The sequence below is a fragment of the Chitinilyticum piscinae genome (genome assembly GCF_015223195.1).
GTDB lineage: Bacteria > Pseudomonadota > Gammaproteobacteria > Burkholderiales > Chitinibacteraceae > Chitinilyticum > Chitinilyticum piscinae.
This window is the reverse complement of sequence record NZ_JADFUA010000002.1, coordinates 1-13,790: the sequence shown is the minus strand read 5'-3', so window position 1 is coordinate 13,790 and position 13,790 is coordinate 1. Positions and strand designations below refer to the sequence as shown.

The 13,790-nt window shown below is 58.9% G+C and carries 16 protein-coding genes and 1 tRNA gene; 10 read left to right on the top strand and 7 right to left on the bottom strand.

Features of this window, described 5'->3' with window-relative positions:
- Positions 1-3 precede the first annotated feature (3 nt).
- The 4 genes from ndhC to tpiA all read right to left on the bottom strand — a co-directional run bounded on the left by ndhC (position 4) and on the right by tpiA (position 1,738).
- The gene (ndhC, locus tag INR99_RS03900) at positions 4-372 is read right to left on the bottom strand and encodes an NADH-quinone oxidoreductase subunit A (RefSeq protein ID WP_194115002.1); all 369 of its coding nucleotides are present in this window, start codon (positions 370-372) and stop codon (positions 4-6) included.
- Between the two features lie 159 nt (positions 373-531).
- Positions 532-617 (bottom strand) — tRNA-Leu (locus INR99_RS03895).
- A 32-nt stretch (positions 618-649) separates the two neighbouring features.
- Positions 650-991, bottom strand: coding sequence for a preprotein translocase subunit SecG (gene secG / locus INR99_RS03890; RefSeq protein WP_194115001.1), 342 nt, complete (start codon positions 989-991; stop codon positions 650-652).
- A 36-nt stretch (positions 992-1,027) separates the two neighbouring features.
- Positions 1,028-1,738, bottom strand: coding sequence for a triose-phosphate isomerase (gene tpiA / locus INR99_RS03885; RefSeq protein ID WP_194115000.1), 711 nt, complete (start codon positions 1,736-1,738; stop codon positions 1,028-1,030).
- A 194-nt stretch (positions 1,739-1,932) separates the two neighbouring features.
- On the opposite strand from tpiA, the gene pstS reads away from it, so the two are divergent.
- The 6 genes from pstS (at position 1,933) to INR99_RS03855 (ending at position 8,531) form a co-directional block, all read left to right on the top strand.
- Entirely contained in the window at positions 1,933-2,970 is a 1,038-nt protein-coding gene (gene pstS, locus INR99_RS03880; protein WP_194114999.1) for a phosphate ABC transporter substrate-binding protein PstS, read from the top strand.
- A 106-nt stretch (positions 2,971-3,076) separates the two neighbouring features.
- Entirely contained in the window at positions 3,077-4,180 is a 1,104-nt protein-coding gene (locus INR99_RS03875) for an ABC transporter permease subunit (RefSeq protein ID WP_194114998.1), read from the top strand.
- 19 nt (positions 4,181-4,199) lie between these two features.
- Positions 4,200-5,039: a phosphate ABC transporter permease PstA gene (gene pstA / locus INR99_RS03870; protein ID WP_194114997.1), complete on the top strand. Its 840-nt coding sequence runs from the start codon at positions 4,200-4,202 to the stop codon at positions 5,037-5,039.
- A 27-nt stretch (positions 5,040-5,066) separates the two neighbouring features.
- A complete protein-coding gene (gene pstB / locus INR99_RS03865; RefSeq protein ID WP_194114996.1) occupies positions 5,067-5,834 on the top strand; it encodes a phosphate ABC transporter ATP-binding protein PstB in 768 nt (255 codons plus the stop codon).
- A gap of 95 nt (positions 5,835-5,929) precedes the next feature.
- The gene (locus tag INR99_RS03860; RefSeq protein ID WP_194114995.1) at positions 5,930-7,549 is read left to right on the top strand and encodes a methyl-accepting chemotaxis protein; all 1,620 of its coding nucleotides are present in this window, start codon (positions 5,930-5,932) and stop codon (positions 7,547-7,549) included.
- A 175-nt stretch (positions 7,550-7,724) separates the two neighbouring features.
- Entirely contained in the window at positions 7,725-8,531 is an 807-nt protein-coding gene (locus tag INR99_RS03855; protein ID WP_194114994.1) for a Cof-type HAD-IIB family hydrolase, read from the top strand.
- A 167-nt stretch (positions 8,532-8,698) separates the two neighbouring features.
- On the opposite strand, the gene INR99_RS03850 is transcribed toward INR99_RS03855, so the two are convergent.
- Entirely contained in the window at positions 8,699-9,343 is a 645-nt protein-coding gene (locus INR99_RS03850; RefSeq protein WP_194114993.1) for a carbonic anhydrase, read from the bottom strand.
- Positions 9,344-9,609: 266 nt separating this feature from the next.
- On the opposite strand from INR99_RS03850, the gene INR99_RS03845 reads away from it, so the two are divergent.
- The 3 genes from INR99_RS03845 to INR99_RS03835 all read left to right on the top strand — a co-directional run bounded on the left by INR99_RS03845 (position 9,610) and on the right by INR99_RS03835 (position 11,439).
- Entirely contained in the window at positions 9,610-10,167 is a 558-nt protein-coding gene (locus INR99_RS03845) for a cytochrome b (RefSeq protein WP_194114992.1), read from the top strand.
- A gap of 65 nt (positions 10,168-10,232) precedes the next feature.
- Positions 10,233-10,790: a YceI family protein gene (locus tag INR99_RS03840; RefSeq protein ID WP_194114991.1), complete on the top strand. Its 558-nt coding sequence runs from the start codon at positions 10,233-10,235 to the stop codon at positions 10,788-10,790.
- 76 nt (positions 10,791-10,866) lie between these two features.
- Positions 10,867-11,439 carry a YceI family protein gene (locus INR99_RS03835; protein WP_194114990.1) on the top strand — a complete coding sequence of 191 codons (573 nt, stop codon included), beginning with the start codon at positions 10,867-10,869 and terminating at the stop codon, positions 11,437-11,439.
- Positions 11,440-11,543: 104 nt separating this feature from the next.
- On the opposite strand, the gene INR99_RS03830 is transcribed toward INR99_RS03835, so the two are convergent.
- Together INR99_RS03830 and INR99_RS03825 are read right to left on the bottom strand one after the other, a co-directional pair.
- Complete coding sequence (locus tag INR99_RS03830) at positions 11,544-11,972, bottom strand: hypothetical protein (protein WP_194114989.1); 429 nt, start codon at positions 11,970-11,972, stop codon at positions 11,544-11,546.
- Complete coding sequence (locus INR99_RS03825; RefSeq protein ID WP_194114988.1) at positions 11,972-12,880, bottom strand: LysR family transcriptional regulator; 909 nt, start codon at positions 12,878-12,880, stop codon at positions 11,972-11,974. The genes INR99_RS03830 and INR99_RS03825 overlap by 1 nt, the downstream gene beginning before the upstream one ends.
- Positions 12,881-12,991: 111 nt before the next feature.
- On the opposite strand from INR99_RS03825, the gene INR99_RS03820 reads away from it, so the two are divergent.
- Complete coding sequence (locus tag INR99_RS03820) at positions 12,992-13,690, top strand: pirin family protein (protein WP_194114987.1); 699 nt, start codon at positions 12,992-12,994, stop codon at positions 13,688-13,690.
- The last annotated feature ends 100 nt before the right edge of the window (positions 13,691-13,790 follow it).

Sequence of the window (13,790 nt, the reverse complement as noted above, 5' to 3'; positions counted from 1 at the left end):
TCCTTACTCCCACTCCAGCGCGCCCTTCATCCACTCATAGACAAAACCCACAACCAGAATGGCGAGGAAAATCATCATGGAGATGAAGCCGAAAAGACCAATTTCCTTGAGCACAACAGCCCAGGGAACCAGGAAGGCAACTTCCAGGTCGAACAGGATGAACAGGATGGCCACCAGATAGTAGCGAACATCGAACTGCATCCGGGAATCCCCGGAAGGCTCGAAGCCACACTCATATGGCGAGAGTTTTTCAGGATCAGGACGAACGGTTCCCAGTACTTTCCCCACCCCCCAGCCGAGCACCAGCGGGGCAACACCCACCAGCACACCAACCACAAGGAACAGAAGTACGGGGAAATAGCTTTCCAACATGCGATTCCCCAGTTCAGTGCGTTATCAAAAAGTCAAAACAGAATTCTGTAAGCTTTTGTTTATTATTATTTTTTTATTTTTCCCATTTTCAATAGCACACAAAGCGGCATTGCCGCTTTGTGTGCTATTGAACCCGCGACAAATGCGGATCAAAACCGGTGGTGCCGACAGTGAGACTCGAACTCACACAGCCTAAGGCCACTACCCCCTCAAGATAGCGTGTCTACCAATTTCACCATGTCGGCACAAGCTGACAGTTAAGCAACTGTCAACACGATCAGTTCGAAATTTCGCCCTTTGGGGCGCTGGCCGGCGCAGCCGGTACCGTAATCGAGCCTTGCTTCAGATCTTTCATGACACCCAGCTCGCTTTTCGCGGGCGAGGTCAGCATCACCAGCGCGAGGGCACTGGCAAAGAAAACGGTTGCAGAAACAGCGGTCATGCGGCTCAGGAAGTTGGCCGAACCAGCGGAGCCAAAAAGGCTGCCTGCAGAGCCGCTACCAAACGCAGCCCCCATGTCGGCACCCTTGCCGTGCTGCAGCAGCACAAGCACGATCACGGACGCAGCAGCCAGCACATTGATGACGAGAGCAAATACGGTAAGCGGTGAAAGTTCCATGGTTATCCCATCCAAACAGCGGCCAACATTTTAGCATCAGCGCGCTGCTTTGCATATCTCGATAAATTCAAAACTGGAGAGCGCCGCACCTCCAACCAGTACACCATCCACATGCTCGACCGCCAAAATTGACGCGGCATTGTTGGCCTTGACGCTACCGCCATAAAGCACACGAACGCGAGGATCCAGCTCATTCTTGATCAGAGCATGTATTGGCGCGATCTGCTCTTCCGACGCCACCATGCCACTACCCACTGCCCAGGACGGCTCGTAGGCCACCGCAAACAAGCCCAACGGCAAGCCCTTGAGCACCTGCAACTGCTCGATCACCACCTGCTCAGCGCGCCCCTCCCGACGCTCATCGGCAGATTCGCCAACGCAATAGATCCCCATCAACCCGGCATCCAGTGCTGCACGCATTTTGATGCCTGCACTTTCCGTCGTTTCGCCAAACAGCCTGCGCCGCTCGGAATGGCCAATAATGACCAGCTCACAGCCCACATCGGCCAGCATGCCGGCAGACACCTCGCCTGTGTAGGCGCCGATATGATACTGACTGACATTCTGTGCACCGCACTGGATACGGGTGGGGTGTAATATCTGCTTGGCCAGCATCAGATAAGGGAAAGGAACGCATACCCCCACATTCGCACCCAGATCCGCCTTGGCCACCTCGCCCAGCACCGATTTCACCTGCCCAATACTGCCGTGCAGTTTCCAGTTCGCAATCACCAGCTGTCTTGGCATGCCCACACTCTATGGCTCTTCAAGGGTAAAGGCGGATACTAGCAACCACCTCCAGCAGGGTCAAACCGGCAAGCCGACCTGGTGCAGCATTGCGACGGAGTTGTAATATTTCGGAAATACTCGCCCGCTATGATGGCCTCCGATCGAAAAACCGCACCGCACCAGGTGCATTCAATCTGCAAACGGAGAAAACCATGACCCTGGGTCACAAACTGCTTGTTACTGTCGGTCTGTCTGCCGGCCTGTTCACCAACGTATTCGCAGCCGACATCACCGGCGCAGGCGCCACCTTCCCGTTCCCTCTGTATGCGAAGTGGGCGGAACAGTACAAGGCAGCCTCCAAGGTTGGTCTGAACTACCAATCCATCGGCTCCGGCGGCGGCATCAAGCAGATCCAGGCCAAGACCGTTGATTTCGGCGCCTCCGACAAGCCGCTGAAGAAGGACGAACTGGACAAGTCCGGTCTGGTGCAATTCCCGACCGTCATGGGCGGCGTGGTACCGGTTGTAAATCTGGATGTGGTCAAGGGCGGTGAACTGAAGCTGAACCCGGCGGTACTGGCTGACATCTACCTCGGCAAGATCAAGAAGTGGAATGACCCGGCTATCGCCGCCCTGAACCCGAGCATCAAGCTGCCGGATCAGGCGATTACCGTTGTCTACCGTGCAGATGGCTCCGGCACTACCTGGATTTTCACCAACTATCTGTCGAAAGTATCGACCGAATGGAAGGACAAGGTTGGCAACGAAGCTTCCGTACAATGGCCGACTGGCGTAGGCGGCAAGGGCAACGAAGGCGTATCGCAGTACGTTGGCCGCATTAAGGGCTCCATCGGTTACGTGGAATACGCGTACGCCAAGCAGAACAAGATGGACTTCACCCAGCTGCAGAACAAGGCTGGCAGTTTTGTACTCCCGGACGACACCAGCTTCAAGGCGGCCGCTGCTTCGGCTGACTGGAAGGGAACTCCTGGCTACGGTGTGGTTCTGACCGACCAAGCCGGCAAGGATGCCTGGCCGATCACGGGGGCCACCTTCATCTTGATGCAGGCCAAACAGGACAAGCCGGAACAGGGCAGCGAAGTATTGAAGTTCTTCGACTGGGCCTACAAGAACGGCGACAAGACGGCCCTGGATATGGATTACGTTCCGATGCCGGATAACGTGAAGAACGAAATCCGCAGCAGCTGGAAGCAGATCACCGGCACCAACAATTCGCCGATCTGGAAGTAATTCGCCAAGCCGGGCGGGAAACTTTACAATCCTGCCCGCCTCTGGCGGCAACAGCAACAGAAGCGAAGCTTCTGTTGCTGAACTTTTTTCACCCTGAGTATTTTCCATGACTGCGCAAGAACTACGCCTGAAAAAGCAGAAACAGCAGGATGCATTGTTTCGCGGCTCGACCCGCATGTTTGCCGTGCTGGTTTTAGCCTTGCTGGCCGGGATCATCGGCTCGCTGATCTATGGCGCATGGCCTGCCATTACGACCTACGGCCTGCCATTCATCACTACCGTTGAATGGAACCCCGTAACCAGCTCCTATGGCGGCTGGGATTCCATTTTCGGCACGCTGCTTACGTCGTTCATTGCGCTAATCATTGCGGTGCCGGTCAGCTTCGGCATCGCGGTTTTTCTGACCGAACTGGCCCCGACCTGGCTGCGCCGCCCCTTCGGCATTGCCATCGAATTGCTGGCCGGCGTTCCCTCCATCATCTACGGGATGTGGGGCTTGTTCGTATTTGCCCCTTGGTTTGCCGATAACATCCAGTTCCTGTTCATGATGCCCATCGAGCAAATTCCGGAAACCGTCGCGAGCAATATTCTCGGCAGTGAAGCCCTGTGGGCCCCGCTAGCGCTGGTACTGTCCAAGATCGGCTACGCCATCGCATGGCTCTTCACGCTGCCCGTTCCTTCCAGCCTGATGGGGAGCCAAGTTGTCGAGCTGCCCTATATCGGCTGGATTTTCAATGCTCCCCCGATGGGCATCGGCCTCTTCACCGCCAGCCTGATTCTGTCGGTCATGATCATTCCCTACATTTCTTCCGTGATGCGTGACGTGTTCGAGGTCACCCCGGCCATGCTGAAAGAATCGGCCTACGGACTGGGTGCCACCACCTGGGAAGTGGTATGGAACGTGGTACTGCCCTACACCAAGAACGGGATCATTGGCGGCGTCATGCTTGGCCTCGGTCGCGCACTGGGCGAAACCATGGCGGTCACCTTCGTCATCGGCAATGCCCACCGTATCCCGGGCAGCCTGTTCGATCCGACCACCTCGATTGCCGCCACCCTGGCGAACGAGTTTGCCGAAGCAGCCAATCCGATGCACATCGCGTCGCTGATCTATCTGGGTCTGCTGCTGTTTGTCATCACTTTCTTCGTGCTCGTCGCCTCCAAGATCATGCTGCTGCGCCTGCAGCGCAATGAAGGCGCCCACTCCTGATCGGCATAGGATTTCCCACATGATTTCGCTTTATACCCGCCGCCGCATCATCAACAAGGCCAGCCTGACACTCTCGCTCCTTGCCATGGGGTTCGGCTTGTTCTGGCTATGCTGGATTCTGTACACCCTGCTGCATGAAGGTGCACCGGCCATCTCCCTGGACCTGTTCACCAAGACCACCCCGGCCCCTGGTAGCCAGGGCGGCCTGTCCAACGCCATCATCGGCAGCCTGACCATGGCTCTGGGCGGCACACTGATTGGCACACCCATCGGCATTCTGGCCGGCGTGTATCTGGCTGAATTCGGCAGCAAGGGCTGGGTTGCTCCGGCCACTCGATTCATCAACGACATCCTGCTGTCAGCGCCGTCGATCGTGATCGGCCTGTTCGTCTATGGAGCAGTGGTCGTTCATATGGGGCACTTTTCCGGCTGGGCCGGCATCGCGGCACTGGCGCTGCTGGTGATTCCGGTCGTGCTGCGCACGACCGAGAACATGCTAAAGCTGATCCCCACTGCCATGCGTGAGGCCGCCTACGCACTGGGCTGCCCGCAATGGAAAATGACCCTGTTCATCACGCTGCGTGCCGCCAAAGCGGGCGTGATTACCGGCGTACTGCTCGCTGTGGCGCGGATTCTGGGCGAAACGGCACCACTCCTGTTTACTGCGCTGAACAACCAGTTCTACTCGAACCTCAACCAGCCGATGGCCAACCTGCCGATGGTGATTTTCCAGTATGCAATGAGCCCCTTCGAGGACTGGCATGCACTGGCCTGGGCCGGCTCCCTGCTGATCGGCCTGATCGTACTCGGCCTGAATGTCCTGGCGCGTATCCTGACCCGCCAGCAAGGCTCGAACTAACCGAATACTGCTATCCGAGACACTGCAATGACCACCGAACTGAAGCCCAAACTTGCCGTCAAGAATCTGAACTTTTACTACGGCAATTTCCACGCCCTGAAAAACATCAATCTTGAGATCCCGGAAGGCCATGTTACTGCCTTCATCGGCCCGTCCGGTTGCGGCAAATCGACCCTGCTGCGCACGTTCAACCGCATGTACGACCTGTACCCGAAACTGCGTGCCGAAGGTGAAATTCTGCTCAATGGCCAGAACATCCTGGCAGGCAGCGTCGACCTGAACATGCTGCGCGCCAAGGTGGGCATGGTATTCCAGAAGCCGACCCCGTTTCCGATGTCGATCTACGACAACATTGCATTCGGTGTGAAGCTGTACGAAAGCCTGAGCAAATCCGAGATGGATGATCGTGTCGAATGGGCTCTTAAAAAGGCGGCACTGTGGAACGAAGTGAAAGACAAGCTGCGCCAGTCTGGCCTGGGCCTCTCCGGTGGCCAGCAGCAACGCCTGTGCATCGCGCGCGCCGTTGCCGTAAAGCCCGAAGTCCTGCTGCTGGACGAACCGACCTCCGCGCTCGACCCGATCTCGACCGCGCATGTCGAGGAGCTGGTGCATGAACTCAAGCAGGACTACACCATCGCCATCGTGACCCACAACATGCAGCAGGCCGCGCGTGTATCGGATTTCACGGCTTATATGTATCTGGGCGAGCTGATCGAAGTGGGCGAAACCGACACCATCTTCACAACACCGCGCCAGAAAGCGACTGAAGACTACATCACCGGCAAGTTCGGCTAGGCAGCCCCCTCCCCCCCAAAAAAGACGGCCCGAAAGGCCGTCTTTTTCTTGGCTGAAAGGCCGGAGTTGCAACAAATCCGTCATCCGCGGTGGGTATGCTGCCAAGTCATCAGCATTTTCTGAAATACCCGCCAATGCGCATTGCCCGCCAATTACAGCTCGTCACCATCACCAGCATTCTCGCCCTCGGTACTGCCCTGCTCCTGGGTGGCTGGAAGCTCTATCAGCTCGAACACGATTTTTCCGACTATCGGGCCAGCCAGCAAAGCGCCCGACTGCTGCTGGCGATGAAGGCCGAGATGCTGGACGTATCCCGTGCGGATCCGATTCTGGCTGAAACGGCTCAGCGACTCGATCGGACCGCCCAACTGGTCAGCAGCAATGCACAACAGCTGCAGCAATTGCTGCCCGCGGCACAATTTGCCCCTATGCAGCAATTGCTGACTGGCCGCTGGAGCAACTATCTCAAGCAGTTCCACTCTGCGGTCAGCATCGCCGAAACCAGCCCGCAGGATGCACTGGCGATTCCCGAGCAGATTTACGGCAGCGAATTGCGCCCCTTGCTGGCTGAATTCGACCAGATCATCAGCAGTGAAACCCGCCGTGCACAGAGCCTGGATCAGGAAATTGACCGCCGCATCACGCACGTCATGCTCGGCGTGCTGATCCCGCTCAGTGGCGCCGCAGTCCTGATCATCCTGTCCCAGCTGGGCTTTGCCCGCCGCCTGCGACGCCAGCTTGGCGAGATGGCCGCTGTCGTCGAAGGGCTGCGCGAAGGCAATCTGACCCGCCGCATGCCGACACCGGCGGATGAACTGGGCGCGCTGGGCGAGGCCATCAACACCTTCATCGGACGACTCGAGAGTATTCTCGCCAGCACCAGCGAGGCCAGCCGAGCCATGCGCGACGATGCCGGCAGTGTCAATCGACTGGCGGGGGAAGTCTCCGAATACGCCCACCGCCAGCAGATCCAGATCGACGATATTCGCGCCGCCTGCGGCACATTGCGTGAAGCGATCGCCCATGTCGGCACCCAGGCTGAACAGACCTCCCAGGCCTCGAACGAGGCCAATCACGCCGCTGGAGCGGCCCTTTCTGCCGGACAGGCTACAACAGGTAACCTTGGCGTCCTGTCGCAGGAATTCCGGCATGTCGAAGCCAGCATGCAGCAACTCGGTGCAGCCTTCCAGCGAATTGTCGCGGTCAGCGACAGCATCAAGGACATCACTGACCAGACCAATCTGCTGGCTCTGAATGCCGCCATCGAGGCTGCCCGTGCCGGTGAAGCCGGGCGTGGCTTTGCAGTCGTGGCCGATGAAGTCCGCAAGCTCTCGCAGACCACGGCCGAATCGGCCCAGAACATTCAGCGGATTCTGGCCGAAACCCATTCGATTACCCGCGACACCACCACTCGCATCAGCACGGTCGGCGAGCTGCTGGCCACCTGCAATCGCGATGGTGAAACGGTCAGTCGGGCGATCGGCAGCATTCACAGCATGATCAGCGTCGTCAGCGAACGCATGGCCGCCATCGCCAGCACCGTCGATGAACAGACCGCCGCCGCAACCGGTATTGCCGAACAGGTCAGCAGCATGGCTGACGGCATCCACATCACGGCCAGCGACAGTGAGGCCATGCGCAGTGAAATGGGCGGCCTGCTGCAACTGGCCGACCAGCTTGAGCACGGGATGCGAGCCTTCCGGCTCAGCCACTAATCATGATGTATCAACCCACATCCCATATATGCAATGAGTCTGAACAACATACCCAGCAATGTATTTAGCACTGCTGCAGGTACGGTGTTCTGACAATGGCATTAATTGCGCAGGCAGGCGAGACTGGAGGCAGTACAATTTGCCATTCCAGCCATCCAAATCGGAGTTTGCCTTCATGCTGCACGCCATCGCCACCGATCTGGACGGCACCCTGCTCGGTGCCGACCACAGCCTGTCCGAACCGACCAAGCAAACGCTGCGCGAACTGAGCTCACAGGGCGTCAAGTTCATCATCGCTACCGGGCGACATTTTCTGGATGTACGCGGCATCCGTGAAGTCATCGGCGTGGATGCCTATCTGATTACATCCAACGGCGCACGGGTACATGACGGCGCTGACGTGGAGATTTTCGCCGAAAATGTCGAGCCAGACATCGTGCGCGCCTTGCTGCAACCCGAATTCACTGCCGGTACGCTTGCCAACCTGTATATCGATGAGGGCTGGCTCGTCGAACGCGAATGCCCTGAATTGATCGGTGTTTACTACCAGGATTCCGGCTTCAGCTATCAGGTCGCCGACCTGCAGAATCACTCCGGCGAAGGTGTCGCCAAGGTGCTCTATATTGCCGAGCATGAGACCCTGCTCAGGACCGAGGCGCTGATCCTGGAGCGTTTTGGCGATGAGGTATACGTGACCTTCTCGGCGGCCGATTGTTTGGAAGTGATGGCCCCCACCGTCTCCAAGGGACATGCCTTGACCGAAGTGCTAGCACGGCTGCGCGTCGACCGCGAACATTGCGTGGCTTTTGGCGACGGCCAGAATGACATCACCTTGCTGGAAGTCGCCGGCCAGGGCTACATCATGGCCAATGCCAGCCCCAAACTGAAAGCCGCTCACCCGGAAATGCCCGTCATTGGCAGCAATGCCGAACATGGTGTAGCCGTGCAGCTGCGCAAACTGTTTGGCTTGCCCGCAATGTAATACGGGTATCGCCCTGCAGGCTTTGACGTATCAGATCCACCGGCACATACCTGCATGCGTTTACACGTACAGCACGCCCACTCCCGACAGCATGGATCCGCGACAGCTCAACAAGGCGTGCAAAACGGGAGCCGGGGCTCCCGCTCTTTGACCGAACCGTACGCAATTTACAGCGCGGTCACCAGTGGCTGAAAGGCATTGCTGTCCTGTTTGAAGTCGTAGAGCGCCCCCTTCTGGATATCGAAATACCAGCCAATCAGGCTGAGCTTGCCAGCCTCGACGCGCTGGGCAATGAAGGGGAAGGACATCAGATTGTCCAGCGAGACAATGATGGATGCCATTTCACAGGCGCGCAGTTGCTGCGCTTCGCTCTTGTGCGCCAGTTCGGCCTTGATCTGGTCACGGGCACTCTGGGCAATCTGCACCCAGCGGCCGACGAAGTTGGCTGCGGTCTTGGGCTCGTAGCCTTTCATCAGCGCGCCGATACCGCCACAACCGGAGTGCCCCAGGATGACGATATGTCGAACCTGCAGTTCGCACACGGCATATTCGATTGCGGACGAAACCCCGTGGTAGGCACCATCCACTTCGTACGGCGGCACCAGATTGGCCACATTGCGTACAACGAAAAGGTCACCCGGATCGGAGTCGGTCAGCAAGGCCGGATCAACGCGGGAATCCGAGCAGCCGATTACCAGCGTTTTCGGATGCTGGCCTCGCTTGAGCTCGTCAAACAGGTCGGATGAATGCTCGCCAAAATACTTGTGCTGGAACCGACGGAAACCGCCGATGAATTTTTCGATTTCTTGCACTGCTCACTCCCTGCCGTGCTGGACTGCGCCAGCGTGATGTGCGACGCAACTTCTGCGGCTTCATGCCGTCTGTAGTCGAGTCGGGATTTTACCGTTTTCTTGGGATAGCGGGGACTTTGGTCAAAAATACAGCGGGGGTGTTCATTTGCAGATCACCGCACGTTCATTTTTTTTGAATGATCCAGGCAAATAATTCCGATTTTTTGCTGGCAAACTCCCTCATAAAATACCCACCATATTCAGTAATTTTGGACAAGGAGTTGCGCATGAGCCGTACCCGCCCGGAACACTACGATGGCCTGCAGATCCTCTTGCACTGGGGCGTAGCCCTGCTCATTGCCGGCGTATTCAGCCTGGCGCTGATCTTTGACGACATGCCACTGTCACCGGCGAAGTTCGGCCTGATCAGCTGGCACAAATGGCTCGGCATCACCGTACTGGCACTGGCTGTGCTGCGACTGGCATGGCGCGGCATCCGGGGCGCGCCGGCCGCTGACACCAGCCTGCCGGCCTGGCAACGCGGACTGGCCACCGGCGTGCATCACCTGCTCTACCTGCTGATGATCGCGCTGCCACTGGCGGGCTGGCTGATGAGCTCGGCCAAGGGTTACAGCGTGGTGCTCTTCGGCAAGATCCCGCTGCCGGATCTGGTCGGCAAGGACGAGGCACTGGGACACCTGCTCAAGGAAGCGCATGAACTGATGGCCTGGACACTGCTGGTGCTGGTTGCACTGCACGCCGCCGCGGCCATCAAGCATCACGTCATCGACAAAGACACGACGCTGGCGCGCATGCTGCCCTTCCTGCGCCGCAAGACATCCTGAGCAAAACCGAAAACAGCGAGCTCACCGGTCAGTCCGGTGAAGCGCACAAACACTGGAGAATCACCATGATCAAACCACTTGTTCTGGCCACGCTATTGCTGGGTGCGGCCGGTACGTCCGCCGCGGCACAGACACTTGCCCCCGGAAAGAGCAGCCTTGAATTCACGTTCAGTCAGATGGGCGGCAAGGTCGACGGCAATTTCAAGGGCTACACCGGCAAGATCAACTTTGACCCGGCCAAACCGGAGAAAGCGCAGGCACAGCTCGAGGTTGACCTCAATACGATCGATGTTGGCGGAGCTGACGGCAATGCCGAGGCCAAGAAGAAAGCCTGGTTCAACGTCGCGGCCTTTCCAAAGGCCACCTTTACCGCCACCAGCGTGAAGGCACTGGGCAGCGGCAAATTCGACGTGAAAGGCAAGCTCACCATTAAGGGTATCAGCCGCGACGTTGGTGGCCCGTTGACGGCGACCCAAAGCGGCGACCAGCTCGAACTCAAGGGCAGCGTAGCCGTCAAACGCCTGGCCTTCCAGCTCGGCGAAGGGGCCTGGGCAGACACGGACACAGTCGGTGACGACGTCACCATCCGCTACAAGCTGGTACTCATCGGCAAGGCCGATTAATTATTTCGATGGCAGCGGGCAGACTGCGCAGCCCGTTGTGACTGACAGGCGCAGACTCATACCCGGAGACACTCTCATGAAGCACACCCTGCTGATCGCAGCCCTGCTGGGCGCAAGCGCATTCGCCACCGCCGCACCGATGAGCTACACCATCGACCAGTCGCATACCTTCCCGCAATTCGAAGTGGACCACCTGGGTTTCTCAACCCAGCACGGCCGTTTCGACAAGACCACCGGCAGCATCGTGCTCGATCTGGCGGCCAAAAGCGGGAATATTGACATCAGCATCGACACCGGCAGCATCGATACCGGCTGGGAAAAGCGCGATGCCCACCTGAAGAGTGAAGACTTCTTCAACGTCGCCAAGTACCCGGCCATGACCTTCAAGAGCAAAAATCTGAAGTTCGATGGCGACAAGCTGGTCGCTGTTTCCGGTGACTTCACCCTGCTGGGCGTGACCAAGCCGCTCACGCTGACCGTGAACAACTTCAAGTGCGTGGACTCCCACCCGATGGCCAAGAAGCCATGGTGCGGCGCCGACGCCACAGCCACCATCAAGCGCAGCGAGTTCGGCATGAAGACCTACGTACCGGCGGTGGGCGACGAGGTGAAGCTGACCATCCAGATCGAAGCGATGGGTGGCAAATAAGCCGCACCGACCCTCATTAGAAAGCCGGCGCAAGCCGGCTTTCTAATGGGGTATATGCACGGGATATCGATTTATTCAGTGCTTTTGGCAGATACCCGGCAGTATCAGAACCCGAGCTGCGGACAGGCGGCCACATCGGGACAGCGGCGAATCATTGCCGGGCGCACGCCGGGCTCGACGTCGTACTGCACGTCCAGCTGCCAGTCCGCATCCGGCCGCCACGGATCCAGCTGAATGGTGCGCAGGCAGGCCGCCGCTTCACCATACCTCAGGCCGCGGACTGCCCCCGCAGCGGCAGCGGAGCATCCCGCAATCCCCTCGGCACGCCAGCCATGGAACTGCCCGCGTTCATCCGTTCTCCCCAGGGTAAGCGTCACGATGCGTGCCGTGCCTCCCAGCGGCGCCAGGTCGATGACGGCACCGTGATCGCCCGGCAGCCAGCGCAACTCGATGCCGGCGGGCTCCTGCACCGGCGTTTCTGCCGGATGGCAGGCGCTCAACTGCGTCACCAGCAGCAATCCCCAGGTTCGCATCAGCTCACCATCCAGCAGCGGTAGCCTTCGAACTGTTCCAGCCGCCGGATCCACCACTGCAAGGCCTGCCCGGCGCCATCATTGCGCCAGGCCAGACAGCTGCGGGCGGGGCCCAGCGGGGATTCAAGCTGCTTTTGCACCAGCTGGCCGGATTGCAGCGCCGCCCGTGCCAGCGGCAACGGCAAATTGCCGCAGCCCAGCCCGGCAATCTGCGCGGCGAGTTTGGCCGGCATGTCGGGCACATTCAGCTTTTCCTGCCCATCAAGCAAACCGACCGTACGTGGCAACAGGCTGCGCGAACTGTCGCTGACCACGACCGCCCGGTACTGCTGCACCACGGATGCCGGGATCGGCTCGGCATGCGCCGCCAGCGGATGGCGCGGTGCCACGGCAAACACCATCGGTATCTCACCAAGTGGCCGGCTGATGTAGCCGCCGCTGGCGGCACCGTCCTGTGTGGCACCGATCAGCAGATCGGCGCGCCGCTCGTGCAGCGCATCCCAGCTGCCACCCAGCGATTCGCGACTGAGTCGCAGCCGCGTACCACTCCCCAGTGCATCGAATTCGGCAATCAGGGGATACAGGGGTTCCAGTGGCAGGATGACATCCACGGCAATCAGCAGCTCGGTTTCCCAGCCGGTCGCGACCCGCTTCACCCGGCATTCCAGTTCACCGGCCGCCCGCAGCAGCCGGCGGCCGTCTTCCAGCAGCGCGGCACCGGCCGGGGTCAGCCTGGCGCGGTGTCCGCTGCGATCGAAGAGCTGCACACCAAGGTCATCCTCAAGCTTGCGCACCAGATAGGTCACAGCCGAAGGCACGCGATGCACTTCTTCGGCGGCTGCCGCAAAACTGCCGCGGCGCGCGATGGCATCGATCACTTCCAGTGAATCAAGATTGAGGCGCAGCATCAAGGTAGCCTGCAATTTTTTTGACGATGAAGATCAATATATTTCGCTGGCTAGCGGCTTGGCAACCCTTATGATTTGTCCATCAGTTCAATTTTTTGCAAGGAGACCGCCATGCTGATCCGCCGCCCTGCCAACGAACGCGGCCACGCCAACCACGGCTGGCTCGATAGTCGCTTCAGCTTTTCCTTTGCCGAATACTACGATCCGGCACACATGCATTTCGGCGCATTGCGCGTCATCAACGACGACCGCATCGCCGCAGGTGCCGGCTTCCCGATGCACCCGCACCGCGACATGGAAATCATCACCTACGTGCTCGACGGTGCGATCGCGCATCAGGACAGCATGGGCAATGGCTCAACCATCCGCCCCGGCAATGTACAGAGAATGAGCGCCGGCACCGGCATTCTGCATAGCGAATTCAATCCGCAGAACGATGCAGATACCCACCTGCTGCAGATCTGGATCATGCCGAACGTGAAAAACGTGACGCCGAGCTACGAGGAAGCCGAATTTCCGGAAAGCGAAAAGCGCGGTCGACTACGGCTCGCCGCCAGCCCGGATGGCGCCGATGGCAGTGTCACCATCCATCAGGATGCCCGCCTGTATCTGGGCTTGTTCGACGGTTCGGAAACCGTTGAGCACGCGTTCGCGGCGGGCCGGAAAATCTACGTCCACCTCGCGCGCGGCGAGCTCACCGTCAACGGTGAAAGGCTTGCCGGGGGCGATGCGCTGATGCTGAAGGACGAAGCCTTGCTCCAGTTGGCCAATGGGGTGAATGCGGAAGTACTGGTATTTGATTTGGCGTGAGCGTTTATCGAGTCACGCTGACCCGTTTGCCAATACTGGCCGTGCCGCTACTGCCGCAGCACCAGGCCAAAATTGTCGTGGAGGTGTTGGGTTGCGCTGA